Annotated in this window: 17 protein-coding genes; 11 read left to right on the top strand and 6 right to left on the bottom strand. The window is 73.0% G+C overall.

Annotated elements, in window-relative coordinates; all coding sequences use genetic code 11:
- The first annotated feature begins 111 nt into the window (after positions 1–111).
- Both BLU42_RS18630 and BLU42_RS18625 read left to right on the top strand, forming a co-directional pair.
- On the top strand, positions 112–567 hold the full coding sequence (locus tag BLU42_RS18630; protein WP_091081009.1) for an NUDIX domain-containing protein: 456 nt from the start codon (positions 112–114) through the stop codon (positions 565–567).
- Positions 564–1,694, top strand: a complete 1,131-nt coding sequence (locus tag BLU42_RS18625; RefSeq protein WP_091077977.1) for an alpha/beta hydrolase family protein — start codon at positions 564–566, stop codon at positions 1,692–1,694. The genes BLU42_RS18630 and BLU42_RS18625 overlap by 4 nt, the downstream gene beginning before the upstream one ends.
- Positions 1,695–1,788: 94 nt before the next feature.
- Here BLU42_RS18625 and BLU42_RS18620 read toward each other — a convergent pair whose 3' ends face one another.
- Entirely contained in the window at positions 1,789–2,790 is a 1,002-nt protein-coding gene (locus BLU42_RS18620; protein ID WP_091077973.1) for a sugar phosphate isomerase/epimerase family protein, read from the bottom strand.
- 70 nt (positions 2,791–2,860) lie between these two features.
- Entirely contained in the window at positions 2,861–3,838 is a 978-nt protein-coding gene (locus tag BLU42_RS18615) for a sugar-binding transcriptional regulator (protein ID WP_091077969.1), read from the bottom strand.
- Between the two features lie 104 nt (positions 3,839–3,942).
- Here BLU42_RS18615 and BLU42_RS18610 point away from each other — a divergent pair, with 104 nt between their 5' ends.
- The 4 genes from BLU42_RS18610 to BLU42_RS18595 are packed head-to-tail and all read left to right on the top strand — an operon-like array spanning position 3,943 to position 8,237.
- Positions 3,943–5,493, top strand: a complete 1,551-nt coding sequence (locus BLU42_RS18610) for an FGGY-family carbohydrate kinase (RefSeq protein ID WP_091077965.1) — start codon at positions 3,943–3,945, stop codon at positions 5,491–5,493.
- A complete protein-coding gene (locus BLU42_RS18605; RefSeq protein WP_091077961.1) occupies positions 5,490–6,257 on the top strand; it encodes an SDR family oxidoreductase in 768 nt (255 codons plus the stop codon). The genes BLU42_RS18610 and BLU42_RS18605 overlap by 4 nt, the downstream gene beginning before the upstream one ends.
- 52 nt (positions 6,258–6,309) lie before the next feature.
- Positions 6,310–7,272: a transketolase gene (locus BLU42_RS18600; RefSeq protein WP_172825828.1), complete on the top strand. Its 963-nt coding sequence runs from the start codon at positions 6,310–6,312 to the stop codon at positions 7,270–7,272.
- Positions 7,269–8,237: a transketolase family protein gene (locus BLU42_RS18595; RefSeq protein ID WP_091077958.1), complete on the top strand. Its 969-nt coding sequence runs from the start codon at positions 7,269–7,271 to the stop codon at positions 8,235–8,237. The genes BLU42_RS18600 and BLU42_RS18595 overlap by 4 nt, the downstream gene beginning before the upstream one ends.
- A 32-nt stretch (positions 8,238–8,269) precedes the next feature.
- Here the strand turns inward: BLU42_RS18595 and BLU42_RS18590 are convergent, their stop codons facing one another.
- Positions 8,270–8,659 (bottom strand): hypothetical protein, encoded by a 390-nt coding sequence (locus BLU42_RS18590; RefSeq protein ID WP_091077955.1) that lies wholly within the window; start codon positions 8,657–8,659, stop codon positions 8,270–8,272.
- Positions 8,660–8,978: 319 nt separating this feature from the next.
- Positions 8,979–10,313, bottom strand: a complete 1,335-nt coding sequence (locus tag BLU42_RS18585) for an alpha-amylase family glycosyl hydrolase (RefSeq protein ID WP_091077951.1) — start codon at positions 10,311–10,313, stop codon at positions 8,979–8,981.
- Positions 10,314–10,550: 237 nt separating this feature from the next.
- Here BLU42_RS18585 and BLU42_RS20770 point away from each other — a divergent pair, with 237 nt between their 5' ends.
- Positions 10,551–10,727: a hypothetical protein gene (locus BLU42_RS20770; RefSeq protein ID WP_157720089.1), complete on the top strand. Its 177-nt coding sequence runs from the start codon at positions 10,551–10,553 to the stop codon at positions 10,725–10,727.
- Between the two features lie 3 nt (positions 10,728–10,730).
- Here BLU42_RS20770 and BLU42_RS18580 read toward each other — a convergent pair whose 3' ends face one another.
- Together BLU42_RS18580 and BLU42_RS18575 are read right to left on the bottom strand one after the other, a co-directional pair.
- Positions 10,731–11,957 (bottom strand): SGNH/GDSL hydrolase family protein, encoded by a 1,227-nt coding sequence (locus BLU42_RS18580; protein ID WP_157720088.1) that lies wholly within the window; start codon positions 11,955–11,957, stop codon positions 10,731–10,733.
- A gap of 34 nt (positions 11,958–11,991) precedes the next feature.
- Positions 11,992–13,038: a GH25 family lysozyme gene (locus BLU42_RS18575; RefSeq protein WP_231918294.1), complete on the bottom strand. Its 1,047-nt coding sequence runs from the start codon at positions 13,036–13,038 to the stop codon at positions 11,992–11,994.
- Between the two features lie 190 nt (positions 13,039–13,228).
- Here BLU42_RS18575 and ilvA point away from each other — a divergent pair, with 190 nt between their 5' ends.
- The 4 genes from ilvA (at position 13,229) to BLU42_RS18555 (ending at position 17,873) form a co-directional block, all read left to right on the top strand.
- Positions 13,229–14,545: a threonine ammonia-lyase IlvA gene (gene ilvA / locus BLU42_RS18570; RefSeq protein ID WP_407940225.1), complete on the top strand. Its 1,317-nt coding sequence runs from the start codon at positions 13,229–13,231 to the stop codon at positions 14,543–14,545.
- Between the two features lie 136 nt (positions 14,546–14,681).
- Positions 14,682–15,998 (top strand): ABC transporter substrate-binding protein, encoded by a 1,317-nt coding sequence (locus tag BLU42_RS18565; protein ID WP_157720087.1) that lies wholly within the window; start codon positions 14,682–14,684, stop codon positions 15,996–15,998.
- Positions 15,995–16,954 carry a carbohydrate ABC transporter permease gene (locus tag BLU42_RS18560; protein WP_091077939.1) on the top strand — a complete coding sequence of 320 codons (960 nt, stop codon included), beginning with the start codon at positions 15,995–15,997 and terminating at the stop codon, positions 16,952–16,954. Before BLU42_RS18565 ends, BLU42_RS18560 begins: the two co-directional genes overlap by 4 nt.
- Positions 16,955–16,970: 16 nt before the next feature.
- Complete coding sequence (locus BLU42_RS18555) at positions 16,971–17,873, top strand: carbohydrate ABC transporter permease (protein WP_197680510.1); 903 nt, start codon at positions 16,971–16,973, stop codon at positions 17,871–17,873.
- Positions 17,874–17,948 lie beyond the last annotated feature (75 nt).

Genomic DNA, 17,948 nt, shown 5'->3' with positions numbered 1-17,948 from the left:
AGGGCGGGAACTCATCGCCTGCCGAGGCTATTCCGGCTCGCGCGGACCTTCCAGGGACTTTGTGGTGGGCGCCGGGCGCCGGAGCCCCGTGCGGGCTGCCACACTCGGCGCGTGGCCGACCAGCTCGTCGTCGCGGCGGTGCTCGTCGACGACCTCTCCGCACCCACCCGCGCGCTCGCCGCCCGCCGTACGCGGCCGGAGTCCCTCGCCGGGCGCTGGGAGCTGCCGGGCGGCAAGGTCGAGCCCGGTGAGGACCCCGTCGCCGCGCTGCGCCGCGAGCTGCGCGAGGAGCTGGAGGTCGACCTCGAGGTGGGCGCCGAGCTGGAGGCGCCCGGCAGCCTCCCGGGCTGGCCGCTCACCGCCGGCCTGGTGATGCGCGTCTGGTGGTGCGCGGTCGCGTCGGGCGAGGCGCACGCCGGCGAGGCCCACGACGCCCTCGCCTGGGTCGACGCCGCCTCGATCAACGACCTCGCCTGGCTCACGCCGGACCTCCCGGTGGTGGACGCCATCGTCGCCCGGCTCGCCCCGGCCCAGCCCGAGGAGCCCTCGGCCACACTGGGGCGATGACGCGGCTCCCGCTCGCCTCGACCGTCCTGCCCGCGGCCCTCGGCCTGCTCGGCCTGCTGGCGGGGTGCAGCGCGCAGCCCGATCCGGAGCGGTCCTCGAGCCCGTCAGCGTCCGCCCCGTCCTCCGCCGCGGCCACCGCCGGCCCGGACCCCACCCCGAGCGCGTCGCCCTCGCCGAGTCCGAGCCCGACCCCCTCGGCGACCCCCGAGGCCGAGCCGACGCCGAAGCCTGACCCGGTCTCCATGGCGGCGCTGATCGACCTCCGCTACGACGGGCGCGACCTGGATCGCGGCCGGCTGCTCGCCGACCCGGGGCCGTACAAGCGCTACGCCGTCTCCTTCCGCGGCGACGGCAAGAAGATCACCGGGATCATGAACCTCCCCGACGGCGAGGGGCCCTTCCCCGTCGTCGTCCTCAACCACGGCTACATCGACCCGGACACCTACTGGTCGGGCCAGGGCATGCCGCGCGAGCAGGACGTGCTGGCCCGGCGCGGGTTCGCGGTGCTGCACGTCGACTACCGCAACCACGCCGGTTCGAGCGACGACGACGGCGGGGAGGCCGGGACCGACTACCGCCTGCGGCTGCCGTACGTCGTCGACACGATCAACGCGGTCAAGGCCGTCAAGGGCGCGACGGGCTCGCGCTGGACGAGCCTCGACCGTGGCAGCGTCGGGTGGTTCGGCCGCTCGATGGGCGGCGGCGTGACCCTGCGGGCGCTCGCCGTCCAGCCCGGCCTCGTCGACGCGGCCGCGGTGTGGGCGTCGGTGAGCTCGTCGGAGGCGGACAACTGGGAGCGCTGGTACGAGGACGACCCCGAGCGCCGCGCGACGAACCGCAGGATCGACCGCTCGTACGGCCTGCCCGACGACTCCCCCGCCTTCTGGCGCCGGGCGTCGGCCCGGCCCTCCTTCGACCGGATCACCGAGCCGGTCCTCGTCCAGCACGGGGGCTCCGACCGCACCTGCCCCGTGCGCTGGGCGAGGACCACGGTGGACGCCCTGGAGGACGCCGGGGTCGAGGTCCGCTCGACCATCTACCCCGGCGCCGACCACACGTTCGAGGGCCGCACGTTCACCACGGCCATGGACCGCACCGCCGACTTCTTCGACGACCACCTGCGCTGAGCGGTGCGTACCCGCCCTTCGACGAGCTCAGGGATCACGACCCGGCCCGGCGCTCTCCATCGCCGCGGTCCTGAACCCGTCGAAGGGCTCCCCCTCAGTCGTCCAGCGCGTCGGCCATGGAGCTGAGCAGGACCTTCTGCACGAGCTTCTGCGCGGCGAGGGCGTCGTGGCGCGACTGCGCCTGCGCCAGAGCGTCCTCGTCGAGGGCGTCGAGCGCGCGGTGGATCGCCTTGAGGAAGGTGATCGCCTGCTTCGCGGCCTGGACGCGGTCCTCGCGGAACGGGAACTGGTCGAGCTGCCAGACGCCGTCCCAGCCGTTGGCGCGCAGGGTGTGGAAGAACTCGAAGGTCTCGACCAGGTGCACCGAGCCGACGACCATGTCGTCGTCCCAGCCGCGGAAGTTGTCGTTCACGTCGATGGCGAAGAGCTTGCCCGCGTCGATGCAGAGCTGGGCGGCGTCGGCGGGGGTCTCCAGCCCGTACAGGCTGTGGCCGAAGTCGAGGAGCACGCCGAGGTTGTCGCAGCCGGTCTGCTGGATCGCCAGCAGCGTCCGGGCGGCGTTCGGGAAGATGATCTTGTTGCGGGGCTCGCGCGGCTTGTACTCGATCACGAACTTGATCTCCGGGTGCGCGCTGCAGAGCTCGCGCAGCGCGTCGACCGCGTTCTTCCAGACGTCGCGGTAGCTGACCTGGAAGGGGTAGTCCCACCCGTCCTGGCCGAACCAGAGCTTGACGTAGTCGCAGCCCAGCTCGAGCGCGAGCTCGGTCGCCTCGTGCAGCAGCGCGATCGCCTGCGCGCGGACGGCGGGGTCGGGGTTGGTGATGGAGCCGCGGATGAAGTCCTTGTTGTAGATCTCCGGCGTGATCGCCACCGCACGCAGGCCGTTGCGGGCCAGCGCCGCCTTGACGTCGTCGGTCGTGCCGTCGAAGCCGGCGAACGGCCAGTTCAGGTCCACGACGGACAGGTCGCCCACCGACCCGGCCAGGTCGATCTGCTCCAGCAGCCCGACCGGCTCGCCGTAGCCCTCGGTCGCGTACCGGTCGACGTACGTCGCGAAGTGCCAGATGCCGGCACCGAAGACGGGGAGGTCGCTCATGAGGTGGTGCTCCGTTTCCTTGTGGGTGGGTGGTGCGGAGGTGCGGGGTCGCCGAGGGGCCCGTGCGCGGTCACGGCCCGGCCTCGAGCCGGCGGGCGGTCTCGAGGTCGGTGACGAGGATGTTGACCCAGTCGCCGACGAGCGCGGCGTGGACGGCGCCGACCTTCTCCTCGCCGCCGGCCACGCCGATGCGGCGCGGCACCCGGCGCAGCTGGTCCGGGGTCACGCCGAGGACGTGCTCGTCGAGCTCGGAGGCGACGAGGCGGCCGCGCTCGTCGAAGAAGCGCAGGCACACGTCACCGACCGCGCCGAGGGTGCGCAGCTCGTCCTGCTGGGCGGCGTCGACCGCGTTGCCGCTGCGACGCAGCAGGGGCGAGGGGGCGAGGCTGCCGATCCCGACGAGGGCGACGCTCAGCCGGTCCCACGCCTCCAGCGCCGGGGCGACGGAGGCGTCGGCGAGCAGGGCCCGACGCGCGGCCGCGTCGCCGACCAGCCCGGGCGTCGGCATGAACACCGGCCGCGCGCCCGTGACCGTGGAGAAGCGGTCGAGCAGCCGGTTGGCGCTCATCTGCACCCGCGGGTCTCCGATGCCTCCGACCAGCTGGGCGACGACCTCGACGGTGGCCCCGTTCTTGGGCCGCATCCGCTCCGTGGTGGCGAGCAGGCTCGCGCTCCACGAGGAGATGCCGACGACGTCGCCTGTGGCCAGAGTCTCCGAGAGGTACGCCGCCGCCGCCGCCCCCAGCGCGGGGATGACGTCGCCGGAGGCGCCGTCGGCGTCCACGACCACCACGTCGGCCAGGCCGTAGCGGCGGGCGAGCGCCTCCTCCAGGTCGGTGTGCACGCCGCTGGGCAGGGTGACGGTCGTCCGGACGATGCCGACCTCGACCGCCTGGCGCAGCAGCCGCGAGATGCGGGACTGGGAGATGTGCAGGTCGGCGGCGATCTGGGCCTGGCGCAGACCGCGCTCGTGGTACATCCGCGCGACCTTGCTCATCAGCCGCAGCTGGTCGTCGTCGATCCCCGGACGGGCGGGCGTGGTCGCCATGCCGCCACTCTATGACTAGATATTCAGCATTGACAAGAGATTCGACCGGCCGACATTCTGGAGCCCGCAGCCCACCCCGACGAGCGGACGGAGACGCAGGACCGATGCACGCCGACCTCCCCGCACCCGCCGTCCCGACGCGCCGCGCGGACGGCCTCCTCGTGGCGGTCGACCAGGGCACCAGCGCCACCAAGGCGGTCGTGGTCGACCTCACCGGCGCCGTCGTGGCGCGGGCCTCGGTGCCCCTCGCCCAACAGTTCCCGCGACCGGGCTGGGCCGAGCAGGACGCCCTGGAGATCTGGGCGTCGGTGCAGGAGTCGGTGCGTCAGGCGCTGGACGGCCTCGACCCCGCGGCCGTCGTCGCGGTGGGCCTCAGCACCCAGCGCGAGTCGATGCTGCTGTGGGACCGGGCCACCGGCGAGCCGCGCGGACCCGTGCTCGGCTGGCAGGACACGCGGGGCGCCGAGCAGTGCGCCCGGCTCCGGTCCGAGGGGCGCACCGACCGCGTCCGCGCGCTGACCGGCCTCCCCCTCGACGCGATGTTCTCCGCCTCCAAGGCCTCGGCGCTGCTCGACGCGTACGACCCGGACCGCTCCGCGAGCCGTCGCGGCGAGCTCTGCCTGGGCACGGTCGACTCCTGGCTGCTCTGGCGGATCGGCGGCGAGCACCTGGTCGAGGCCGGCAACGCCTCCCGCACGCAGCTGCTCGACCTGGCCACGCGGACCTGGGACCCGTGGCTGCTCGACCTCTTCGACGTGCCCCTCGAGGCGCTGCCGCGCGTCGTCGCGTCCAGCGGCCCGTTCGTCGCCTGCCGCGACCTGGCCCCGCTCGCACCGGACGTCCCCGTCACCGGCGTCCTCGGCGACAGCCACGCGGCGCTCTTCGCCCACGCCGGCTGGCAGCCCGGCCGGGTCAAGGTCACCTACGGCACCGGCTCGTCGGTCATGGCCGTCAGCCACACCCCCACCCGGCCGTCGACCGGCGTGGCCAAGACCATCGCCTGGGAGCTCGACGCCCCCGCGTACGCGCTGGAGGGCAACATCCGCTCGAGCGGGGCCACGCTCGGCTGGCTCGGGGCGGTCGTCGGACGCTCGCCCGCCGAGGTCGCCGCGGCCGCCGGACCGAGCAGCGACGGCGTCGTCCTGGTGCCCGCGTTCACCGGGCTCGGGGCCCCGTGGTGGGACGACCAGGCGCGCGCGACGATCACCGGCATCAGCGCGGGCACCCGCCTCGAGCACCTCGCGCGGGCGGGGCTCGAGGCCATCACGTCCCAGATCGAGGACGTGATCGCCGCCGCCGAGGAGGCCGGGGACCCGATCGGGGTGATCCTGGCCGACGGCGGACCCTCGGCCAACGCCGACCTCATGCAGCTCCAGGCGGACACGTCCGGGCGCGACGTCGCCGCCTCGCAGGTCGCCGAGCTCTCCGCGCTCGGCGCCGCCCACCTCGCCGGGCTCGGCGCCGGCGTGTGGACGCTCGACGACCTCGACGCGCTGCCACGGGAGCGCACGACGTACGCGCCGCGGTCCAGCCCGCAGGAGCGCGACCGACGTCGGCACACCTGGCACGCCGCGGTCGCCGGCGCGCTCGGGACCGCCGCGGTGCCGGGCACCCACCTGGACACCCCGCCCGTCGACGAAGGGCAGCAGGCATGAGCGCCCCCGACTTCCGCCTCGACGGCCAGGTCGCCCTGGTCACCGGCGCGGCCAGCGGCATCGGCCGCGGGATCGCCCGCGGCCTGGCGGCCAGCGGCGCCGACGTGGCCTGCCTCGACCTCGCCGGCCCGGCGCTCGACGCGGTCGTCGGAGAGATCGAGGACACCGGTCGCCGTGCCGTCGCCACCCCGGCCGACGTGACCGACGCGGCGAGCCTCGCCGACGCGGTCGCCCGCGTCGAGGACGAGCTGGGCCCGCTCACCCTGGCCGTGAACAGCGCCGGCATCGCCGACGCCGCCCCGGCCGAGGAGATGTCCCGCGCGCAGTGGCAGCGGGTCGTCGACGTCGACTACACCGGCGTCTTCCTCTCCTGCCAGGCCGAGGCCCGCGCGATGCTCCCCCGCGGCCGGGGCGCGATCGTCAACATCGCCTCGATGTCGGGCTCGATCGTCAACCGCGGGCTGCTGCAGGCGCACTACAACTCGGCCAAGGCCGCGGTGGTGCACCTCAGCCGGAGCCTCGCGATGGAGTGGGCCCCGCGCGGGATCCGCGTCAACGCGATCAGCCCCGGCTACACCGCCACGCCGATGAACAGCCGCAGCGAGGTCGCCGACCAGGTCCGCCGGTTCGAGGCCGACACCCCGCTGGGGCGGATGGCCCGGGTCGACGAGCTCGTCGGACCCGCGGTCTTCCTGCTCAGCGACGCCGCGAGCTTCTGCACCGGCATCGACCTGCTGGTCGACGGCGGCTTCACCGCGTGGTGAGCCACGTCGTCCGCATGACCACCCACCCGTCCAGCCCCGGAAGGAGCGCCGCATGACGGCCCTCGCCCCCGAGCACGTGACCATGCCGGTCCTCGGCCGGCTCTCGCCCCACGCGAGCCGCGCGGAGCAGATCGCCCACATCGCCGAGGCCGCCCGGCAGATCCGGATCCAGGACCTCAAGCTGGTCCACTTCGCCGGGGCCGGCCACATCGGCGGCGACTTCTCCGCGATCGACGTGCTGGCCACCCTGTACGGGGCGGTGCTGGACGTCGACCCGGCGCGCCCGGACGACCCCGAGCGCGACCGGTTCATCCTGTCCAAGGGCCACGTCGCCGGCGCGCTCTACACGACCCTGGCGGCTTTCGGGTTCCTGCCGGTCGAGGAGCTGGCGACCTTCCTCAAGCCGCTGTCCAAGCTGAACGGCCACCCGAACCGCACCTACGTCCGCGGGGTCGAGGCCAACACCGGCCCGCTCGGGCACGGCCTGCCGATCGCCGTCGGCCACGCGATCGCGGCCAAGCTCGACGGGTCGCGACGGCGCACGTACGTGCTCGTCGGCGACGGCGAGCTGCAGGAGGGCAGCAACTGGGAGGCGATGATGACCGCCTCGCACCACGGGCTCGACCGCCTGACCGTGATCGTGGACCGCAACCGGCTCCAGCAGGGCGCGACGACGCACGAGACCAACGACCTCGACCCGCTCGACGCCAAGGCCGCGGCCTTCGGATTCGCCGTCGTCGAGGTCGACGGCCACGACCACGGCGCGCTCCTCGACGTGCTCTCGTCGGTGCCCGTCGAGCCGGGCAGGCCGACCTTCGTGATCGCGCACACCCACAAGGGCCACCCGATCTCGTACATGAGCGGCAACGTCGCCTGGCACCACAAGGTCCCGAGCCCCGAGCAGCTCGACCAGGCGATCACCGAGCTCGACCGGCTCCAGCAGGAGCAGCTCGACGAGGAGGTCGCCGCCGCGACCACCGGCACCGGCACCACGAAGGACGAGGGACGCCCATGACCACCACGACCGAGCTCAGCACCGGTTCGATCAAGGACCAGGCGCGCTTCGACTGCCGCAACGCCTACGTCGAGACCCTGGTCGAGCTCGCGAGGACCGACCACCGGATCGTCGGGGTCGTCAACGACTCGGTCGGCTCGTCCAAGCTCGACGCCTTCAAGAAGGCGTTCCCCGACCGGCTGATCAACGTCGGCATCGCCGAGCAGGACATGGTCGGCGTCGCGGCCGGGCTGGCCAACGGCGGGCGCATCCCCTTCGTGTCGGCCGCCTCGTGCTTCCTCACCGCGCGGGCGCTGGAGCAGATCAAGGCCGACGTCTCCTACTCCGACCGCAACGTCAAGCTCTGCGGCATGAGCCCGGGCGTCGCGTACGGCGAGCTCGGCCCGACCCACCAGTCGATCGAGGACATCGCCTGGCTGCGGGCGGTCGACAACATGACGATCATCGTCCCGGCCGACCCGGTCGAGACCGCGGCGGCGATGCGTTGGGCCGCCGAGGTCGACGGGCCCGTGTTCGTCCGCGTCAGCCGTATGGCCGTGCCGGCCGTCCACGACGAGGACTACACGTTCGAGCCCGGCCGCGCCACGACGGTCCGCGAGGGCGACGACGTCACGATCATCAGCAACGGGACGATCCTGTGGCGCGCGCTCGCCGCGGCCGAGCAGCTGGCCGCCGAGGGTGTCTTCGCCCGCGTCGTCTCCATGCCGACGGTCAAGCCGCTCGACGTCGACGCCGTCCTCGCCGCGGCCCGCGAGACCCGCGGCATCGTGACCGCCGAGGAGTCGACCAGGGCCGGCGGCCTCGGCGGTGCGGTCGCCGAGACCGTCGTCGCGCACCACCCGACGCGCGTGTCGATCCTCGGCTTCGACGCCTTCCAGCCGACCGGGTCGGCGGAGTTCCTCATCGACCGCGCGGGCATGTCGCCGGAGGGCATCGCCGACGCGGCGCGGGCGCTGCTCGCCTGACGGACGCAGGAGGCGGGGTCCGGCCCCGCCTCCTACCTCGCCGGCTCGATGCTCAGCACGTTGATGGTGAGAGCCCGGCAGACGAAGCCGAGCTCGGCGACCACCTCGGCCAGCCGCGCCCGGAGCTCGGTGACGGTGAGGTGCGCCTGGTGGTCGGCGCGTGTCGAGATGTTGACCTCGAGGTCGACGAGACGCTCCCGCACGTGGAGCACGATGCCGTCGAGCGGGGCACCTGCGGACACGGAGGAGCCAGGGGCGCCCGACCACGAGCCGCGCAGGGTGGGCTCGATCCGGAACACGCCCCGGTGCACCGACACGGTGCTGCCGACCCTCGCCCGGAGCTCGCTCGCCGAGCCGCGCGGCCCGTCGGTCGGCGCGTCGCTCGGGCCAGCGCCCGTCCGGCTCTCGGCCTGCTCCAACACCTGCCCCTTCCTCCGTCGCCCCGCCCCTCCGCGGAGACCGGTCGGACCGGGACCCGTGGGGGCAGCCGCGAGCCGTCGCCCTCGTGGACGTCGACCGCGGCCTGAGCGGCGGCGGCCGACCCCCCGGTCGGGGCCGCCGCCCAGACTTACACCGTAAGTGATGGTCGGACGGATCCCGTGCATCCCGCACCCTGGCCGCACCCCGAAAGAGTCGCACACGACAGAACCAGGGTCTTTCCTCGCCCGCTGGAGGAGTGTCAGTCCTCGACGGGCCGGAGCCGCAGCCCCGAGGACGCCGGGCTGAGGACGACCGGCTGGCTCAGCCCTCGAGCACGGCCCAGCCGTGCGGCTCCACCGAACCGGCACCGCCGGGCGCCGAGCCCTCCACCACCGACGCGCCGGCCGGGAGCCCGTACGGCTGGTCGCCCAGGTTGAGGGCCAGCGTCAGCGAACCCTCCCCCGAGCGCGCCCGGGCCCGGACGAGCAGGTGCTCGTTGGCGACCTGCTCGGTCGAGGTCACCGCGTCGACGAGCCACGGGTGGCGCCGGCGCAGCCCGAGCACGCGGCGGTAGAGCTCCTCGACCTCGGGGTGGGCGTTCTCGAGCAGCCCGCGCTCGGCGGGCATCGCGGGCCGGACCGCGTCGTCCCCGCCTGCCCGGTCCTCCTTGACCCCCTCGAGGCCGAGCTCGTCGCCGTAGTAGACGCAGGGCACGCCGGGCAGGAAGCCCAGCAGCGCCACCGCGTGCGGGCGGTGCCGCTCGTCGTGGACCTGGCTCGCGATCCGGGTGACGTCGTGGTTGCCGAGGAAGGTCATCGGCACGAACCGCTCGACGAGAGCCGCGTGACGGCCGACGGTCCAGTCGAGCTCGTGGAGGTTGACGGTGTCGAGGGAGGACCAGACGGCCTTCCACAGCTCGTACGCGGTGATCGAGTCGAGCCCGGACTCCGCCACGTAGGCGACGTAGTCGCCGTGGATCATCTCGCCGACGAACCACGCCTCGGCGAACTCCTCGCGCACGGCCGGCAGCACCGCGGCCCAGAAGGAGGCGGGGACCGCGTACGCCGCGTCGAGGCGCCAGCCGTCGACGCCGCGGCGCAGCCAGTGCAGCATCACGTCGCGGACGTGGTCACGCACGACCTGGGCGTCGTGGTTCAGCGTCACGAGGGTGTCGTGGCCCTCGAAGTAGTCGGCGGTGACGACGCCGTCGTTCTCGTAGAGCCCGTGGACCCACTCCGCGGCCGCCGATCCCGGGCCCTCGGCGAGGGCCTGGGCCACGGGCGCGAAGTCTCGGCCCACGTGGTTGAACACCCCGTCGAGCAGGACCCGGACCCCCCGCTCGCGGCAGGCGGCGACGAGGGCGTCGAAGTCGGCGTCGTCACCCAGTCGCGGGTCGATGCGGAAGTGGTCGACCGTGTCGTAGCCGTGGGTCGCCGACGCGAAGACCGGCCCGAGGAGCAGCCCGTTGCAGCCGAGCGAGACGAGGTGGTCGAGCCAGGCCTCGATCCGGCCGAGCCGGTGCTCGACCCGCCCGTCGAGCCCACCGAGCCCGCCGAGCTCTGAGAGCTCGCGCTCGGCGCCGACGAAGCCCATCGGGTAGACGTGCCACCACACGACGTGGTCGACCCAGGAGGAGCGGTCCGCTGCTGCGTGCATCCCTCAACCCTGGCAGACCTGCGCAGCCCGCCGGTGCACGGCGTCGACCGGGTGGGCGGACGCCGGCGCCCAACCCCCCAGCCGATCGCCGACGTCCTCGCGGAAGGTTATCGAGCAATCGGGTCGCGCGCGCCCGGACCGCCCGACCGCAGCGCAGTCGTGATCACGGGCTCCGCCTAGAGTGGTCGCCCCGGCGCCGCGATCGCGACGACGGCACCCCCTCAGCGAGGAGACCCCATGTCGTCCCAGGCCCAGGAGCCCTCCGTGCCCGCCGACGAGACCGGCCAGGCCCAGGAGGCGGTCGACCCCGAGTCGACGATCGGCAACCTGACCGTCGAGGACGACCCCGAGGGCACGGTCGACCCGTCCGAGCTCGCCGGCACCGCCAGCGAGGACGACGAGGACGTCAGCTAGGCCCTAGAGGCCCAGGAAGGCCCGGCACCGCTCGGCGATGTCGGTGGCGCCGGCGTCGCTGGGGTGGATCGCGTCGGCGTAGCGCGCCGGCCGGAGCGCCGAGGACTCCTCGAAGGTCGCGCCCCACAGGTGCGTCAGGTCGAGGAAGGGCACCGACTGGTCGCGGGCGACCTCGCCGAACATGGCCGCGTACGCCGCGTACGTCGGGGCGTCCCCGCCCTTGTAGAGCGTGGGCGAGCTGATCGGCGGGAACAGCAGCGCCACGTCCCCGCCCCACGCGCGCTGACGTGCCACCACCGCGAGCAGCTCGTCCCGCACCGGCGCGAGGGGTCGGCCGGCGTTGTAGTCGTTCGCGCCCAGCTCGACCAGCAGCAGGTCCGCGCGCAGCGTGTCGAGGAACGCGAGCCCCGTCGTTCCGCCCTGCTCGTCGTCGGCGCCGGGTCCGCAGAAGGTCCCCAGCGACTCCCCCGAGACCGCCGCCGAGGTGACGACCAGGCGCCCGGTGCCGGTGCTCGCGCGCAGCGCGACCAGGTCGACGGCACCGCCGTCGCCCCAGACCCGGAGCGTGTGCGGGCCCCCTCCCGGGGTCGGCACGTCGGTCACCACGTGGCCCGGGTGCAGCCCGGTGCGCGGGGCGACGTCGGGCGTCCGGGTGTCCTCCGGCCCGCCGCTCAGCCGCAGCGGCTCGGCCCCGTCCACCGAGACGAGCGGGCGGGCGCGGCCGGTCGGGTCGGCGAGGGCGAGGACCGAGAAGGACGTCCCGCTCGCGGTCAGCTCCACGTACGCGGCGGGCGCGCGGCCGGACGCCGCGGCGGGGACGCGCGCGCAGGTCCGGCGGAACAGGCCCCGCTCGACCTTCGCGACGTCCCCCACGACGGCGAGCCGCGGGTCCCAGCCCCGGTTGAGCGCGGTGGTCGGCCAGAGCGCCTGGTTGAGGAAGACCCAGCCGGTGCCGGCGTCGCCGGACGCCGGCTCGAGCGCGGTCCGCAGCCGCCCGACGAACGAGTGCTGCCACTTGGGCGCGCTGCTCCCCCACTGGCCCCCGCCGAAGGCGATCGAGTCGCCGAGCACGGCGACCTCGCGCGGCCGGTCGTCCGTCCCGCTGCGCAGCCGCGCCTGCCAGGGCGCCGGGCCCGGGTCGGAGGGCGAGCCGCAGGCCGCGGCCAGGCCGGCCGTCAGCCCCAGCGCGAGGACCGCGCGGCGGCTGACGGCGGCGTACGGCAGGGGCACCGGGCGATGCTTCCACACCGCCCGGCGCGCGGGGTCAGATCTTGGTCGCCAGGACCTTCAGCCGGTCGGGCTTGCTCGGGAAGACGTCCTGGTCGATCGGGTTGACGCCGTACTGCCAGAAGGTCGCGACCTTCCAGCCCTTCGGCAGCGTGCCCGGCTTGGTGGTGCCGTAGCGGGCGATCCACAGCGGGTTCGTCGTGGCGAAGGCGCTGCTGTTGCCCGTGCACTGCGTCCACCAGTCGGTGGTCGTGTAGATGACGGCGTCCTTGCGCGTCAGCTTCTTGTACTCCTTAGTGAAGGAGCTGATCCACTTGACCATGTTCTTCTTGCTGACGCCGTAGCAGGTCTTGCCGTAGGGGTTGTACTCGATGTCGAGCACGCCGGGCAGGGTCTTGCCGTCGGCGCTCCAGCCGCCACCGTTCTTCACGAAGTAGCGGGCCTGCAGGTAGCCGGCTTTCCCCGAGGGGCTGGCGAAGTGGTAGGCGCCACGGATCAGGCCGGCCTTGGTCGCCCCGTTGTACTGGGTCTTGAAGTAGGGGTTCTTGTACGACGTGCCCTCGGTCGCCTTGATGTAGGCGAAGTCGCGGTCCTTCTTGGTCCAGGTCGACCACTTGATGTCGCGCTGGTAGCTGGAGACGTCGACCCCCAGCACGCCCTTCGGGACGAAGGAGCTGGTCGAGGAGGAGCGTGCGGCCGCCGACGCCCCGTAGCGCAGCAGCGGTGACTTCGGCTGGTTCAGCGCCGCCAGCTCGGCGCGCTCGGTGCCACGCTGGCGCCAGCCCATCGGCGCGTTCCCGAACTCCACCCCGGCCTCGCGGGCCTCGGTCGTGAGCCGGGGGGTCGAGCCGATCGCCGTGGTCTCCTTCGCCGTGGCGCCGTCGGAGGCGACCGGCGCGGTGCTCGTGCCCGGCCCGCCGGGCGCGGCGCTGGCCGGGAGCGCGGTCGGCAGCGCGAGACCGAGGCCGGCGACGCCGAGCGCCAGCACCGGCAGGCTGCGGCGCAGCGCGCTCGGGGTGGCGTCCGGGCGTCCGGAGGCGGTCCGGGCGGAACGGGTACGGGTGTGCGGCTGCGGCGCAGGCATGGCGGGTCCTCGGGGTCGGCGCGGGCGCGTGCTGCCCAGCGGCCCAGCCCCCTGCTCGTGCCGCGGACTGGGAGACCTTAAGCACCTGGGGACGACCGCGGGAAGGGTTTCGGCGAGTCGTCGCCAGAAACTCTCGTCCCTGGCGTCACACTTGAGAGTTCGCGTGCGCGATGATCGGGAGGTGGGCGTCGTGACGGGAACAGGCTCCGGGGCTGCGCTGGGGACGAGGCTCGACGCCGTGCTCGCCCCCCTGGGGGCGGACCTCGTCGAGCAGGCCGCGGCGCGGCTGTCGGGGGTCGTCGACCGCACCCCGCTGCAGCGCAACGCCCGGCTCTCGGCCGGCGGCGCGGAGGTCTGGTTCAAGCGCGAGGACCTCCAGGTCGTGCGCTCCTACAAGGTGCGCGGCGCGTACAACGTCATCGCCCAGCTCGACGAGACGGCCCGCGCCCGTGGCGTCGTCTGCGCCAGCGCCGGCAACCACGGCCAGGGCCTGGCGTACGCGTGCGCCGCGCTCGGCGTGCAGGGCCGGATCTTCCTCCCGCGCAACACCCCGCGCCAGAAGCGCGAGCGGATCACCGCCATCGGCGGCGACCACGTCCAGGTCGTCGTCACCGGCGCGACCTACGACGAGGCGGCCGTGGCCGCCGCGGCCGACGCCCTCCGCACCGGGGCGACCGTCGTGCCCGCGTTCGACGACCTGCGCACCATCGCCGGCCAGGGCACCGTCGCCCTCGAGCTCGTCGAGCAGCTCCTCGAGCAGACCGGCCACCTGCCCGACGTCCTCGTCGTGCCGGTCGGCGGCGGCGGGCTGCTCGCCGGCTGCGTGTCCTGGCTCGGCGAGCGGCACCCGGGCATCCGCGTCGTCGGGGTGGAGCCCCAGGGCGCCGCCTGCGTCGCCGCCGCGCTGGCCGCGGGCGGCCCGGTGGACCTGGTCGACCTCGACACCTTCGTGGACGGGGCGTCGGTGCGCCGGGCGGGTTCGCTGACCACGCCGGTCATCGCCGCCTCCGGGGCCGAGCTCGTGCAGGTCCCCGAGGGCGGGGTCTGCGTCGAGCTGCTCGGGATGTACGCCGCCGACGGCATCGTCGCCGAGCCCGCGGGCGCCCTCGCCTCCACCGCGCTGACGGGCGGCACGGTCCGGGTGGAGCCCGGCCAGCGGGTCGTCTGCATCCTCTCCGGCGGCAACAACGACGTCAGCCGCTACGACGACATCGCCGAGCGGGCCGCGGTCTTCGAGGGCCGCAAGCACTACTTCCTCGTCGAGTTCCCCCAGCAGCCGGGCGCGCTGCGGCACTTCCTCGACGAGGTCCTCGGGCCCGACGACGACATCACGCTCTTCGAGTACGTCAAGCGGAGCAACCGTGAGACCGGTCCCGCGCTCGTCGGCATCGAGCTCGCGCGGCGTGAGGACCTGCCGCCGCTGCTCGAGCGGATGGCCGCGGCCCCGGCGCAGGTCGAGCCGATCCCCAGCGACAGCCCCATGTTCCGTTTCCTGCTGTCGGGGTAGGAACCCAGCCCTCTCGTGCATATGGCCTGGTCAGGGCGATATGCGTCACGACGGACGGTGCATCCGACCCCACCGGAGGTCGGGAAGGCAGGGTGCCTGCCATCATCGGCAGCACTCGAGGGAGAGGAACGACCCAATGGCTTTGAACCGTCGACAGGTCCTGGCAGGTGGTCTCGGCCTCGGGGCCGCCGTGGGGCTGAGCGCCTGCTCCGGGCTCACCAGCAAGGCGGGCAGCAGCGCCCCCACCACCAGCGCCAGCGCCGGCGCCCCGGTCGAGCTGACCTTCGTCAACTGGTCCGGCGAGGGCGAGAAGGCAGCGTTCGACGCCGTCATCGCCGCCTTCGAGCAGGCCAACCCGGGCATCACGATCAAGACCGACACGGTTCCGTACGCCAGCGTGCAGACCAACCTGGACACCCGCTTCCAGGCCGGTAACCCGCCGGACCTCTTCCGCGTCTCCTACATCGACATGGGGCAGTACACGAGCCAGGACGTCCTGCTCGACCTGTCGGCGAGCCTCGACGCGAACGCCTTCGAGCCCGGGCTCTTCCAGGCCGTCGTCGCGAACGGCAAGCCGTACGGCGCCCCGCACCAGATCGACACCACCGCGATCCTCTACCGCCTCGACGCCTTCGAGGCCGCCGGCATCACCGACGTGCCGACGACGCTGGAGGAGGCCTGGACCTGGGAGCAGTTCACCGACGCGGCGAACAAGCTGGCCAAGGTCACCAAGAGCGGCCAGTCGGCCTTCATCTACGACTGGCAGAGCGCGGGCGCGTACCGCTGGCTCACCTGGCTCTTCGAGGCCGGCGGCGCCCTGCTGGGCCCCGACCTCAAGAGCGCCGCGATCGACTCCGACGCCGGACGCAAGGCCGTCGACTTCACCAAGAGCTTCTTCGACCGTGGATGGGTCGCCAAGAACAGCTCGGTCAAGAGCACGACCTACCCCGACGGTGCCTTCATCTCGGGCACCGTCGCGATGGCCTTCGCGGGCAGCTTCCTCGTCCCCGGGATCGACGACGGGGTCAAGAAGAAGTTCGAGTACGGCGCGATGCCGCAGCCGCGCGACGTGGCCGCCTCGACCGACCTCGGCGGCAACGCCGTCGTCGCGCCGAAGGACGGCAAGAACACCGAGGCCGCGACGAAGTTCCTGCAGTACCTCGTCACCGAGGACGCGATGCGCACCTACTGCCAGGCCACCAACCAGCTGCCGACGCTGAAGAGCCTGACGTCGTCGCAGCTCGACTTCGACATCCGGCCCGACCTGATGGCGCCCTTCGTTCTGCAGGCCAAGACCCTGACGCCGGAGCAGGTCTCGCAGGTGACGGTGCCGCAGTTCGCCGACCTCAACCTCGCGCTCCAGAACGAGCTCGAGAAGGCCTTCCTCGGCGGCAGGTCGTCGGCGGACACCACGGCCGCGCTGGCCGCGGCGGTGCAGAAGGCCGTGCAGTGAGCTCGGCGGCCGCGCTGGCCGCCGGCGAGAACCCCGTCGCCCCGGCGGGGGGCTCGCAGCCCTCGTCGCGCCGCCGCGGGCGCTCGTTGTGGGAGCCCTCGGCGCTGCTCTTCGTCGGTCCGTCGGTGCTGCTGGCGCTGGCGTTCCTGATCCTGCCGATGCTCGGGTCGTTCTACTACTCGACCCGCAAGGTCTCGCCGCTGACCGGTACGAGCACCCCTCGCGGGCTCGAGAACTACACGACGATGCTGTCCGACCCGACCTTCCTGCGGGCCCTGGTCAACACGGCGGTCTTCACGATCATCACCGTCCCGCTGAGCATGGGCCTCGGGCTCGCGCTCGCGGTGCTGATGAACTCGGTGCTGCCCTGGCGCAAGGTCTGGCGCACCGTCGTCTACCTGCCGCTGGTGATCTCGGGCGTCTCGGTCGGGCTCATCGGCACCTTCCTCTACAACGAGGTCATCGGGGTGGTGAACAAGCTGCTGCTGGCGCTCGGCGCGAACGGCGGCGTCCCCTGGCAGTCGAACGGCTTCTGGGCGTTCACCTCGGTCGTGCTGGTGACCGTCTGGATCCGGGTGGGGTTCAGCATGATCATCTACCTCGCGGCGCTCCAGGCCGTGCCCGGCGACCTCTACGAGGCGGCGGGGCTGGAGGGCGCCAACGGCTGGCAGCGCTTCCGCCACATCACGTTCCCGCTGGTCGGGCCGGCCACGTTCTTCCTGATCATCATGAACGTGATCTACAGCTTCCAGGTCTTCGACACGATCTTCGTGCTGACCAACGGCGGGCCCGGCAACAGCACCGAGGTGCTGGGCACGTGGGCGTACAAGGTGGCGTTCGGGCCGACCCGCGACCAGGGCTACGGCGCGGCGATCGGCGTCGTGATCTTCGTCCTCACGCTGATCTTCACCATCGTGCAGTGGCGCGCGAACCGCAACCGGGACGTGGTCGCATGAGAGTCAGGAGCCGCTGATGGCCGTCACCACCCCGCAGGCCGCGGCCCTGCACGGCCGCGAGGCCGCGCCGGCCAGCACCGCCCGCGGGCCGATGTCGAGGCGTACACGCTCCAAGGTCGCGGTGGTCGTCCGCGTCGTCGTGGCGGTCGTCGTCGCGGTGGTCATGGCCTTCCCGCTGTGGGTCATGGTCGTCACCGCGCTGTCCGGCCAGTCCGTCTTCTCCTCCGAGCTCGACCTGCTGCCGACCGACGTCTCGCTCGACAACTTCGCGCGCGTCTTCGACGCGTGGCCGGTCGGCGCCTGGTTCTCCAACTCGGTCACCGTCACCGCCCTCACCACGATCATCTCGGTGGTGGTGAGCGTGATGGCCGGCTACGGCTTCGCCAAGCTGCGCTTCCCGCTGAAGACGCCGCTCTTCCTCGTCCTGCTCTCGACGATGATGATCCCGACGCAGGCGATCCTCGTGCCGCAGTTCCGGCTCGTGAACGCCCTCGGCCTGGTCGGCACCTTCTGGGCCGTGATCATCCCGGGTGCGGCGGCGACCTTCGGCATCTTCCTGGCCCGGCAGTTCATGCTGGCGATCCCCAACGAGCTCATCGAGGCGGCCAAGATCGACGGCGCCGGCCCGGTGCGGATCTTCGTCAGCATCGTGCTGCCGCTGTCGAAGCCGCTGCTCGCGGTCCTGACGCTGCTCAGCCTGATGTACCAGTGGAACGACTTCCTCTGGCCGCTGATCGTGCTGCGCGACCCCAGCCTCTACACCCTCCCGATCGGGCTGCAGTTCCTGCAGGGGCAGTACCAGACCGACTACGGCGCCCTGATGGCGATGACGCTGATCACCGTCGGGCCCCTGGTCGTGCTCTTCCTGGTCTTCCAGCGCTGGTTCGTCCAGGGGTTCGCGACCTCCGGCATCCGCTGAGCCGACCTCGACCCCTGAGCCTGTCGAAGGGCTCATCTCTGCGCGAGACCCAACCACGATCCCTGAGCCTGTCGA

This window comes from Microlunatus sagamiharensis (genome assembly GCF_900105785.1).
Classification (GTDB): Bacteria; Actinomycetota; Actinomycetes; order Propionibacteriales; family Propionibacteriaceae; genus Microlunatus; species Microlunatus sagamiharensis.
This window is presented reverse-complemented; position numbering and strand designations above follow the sequence as displayed.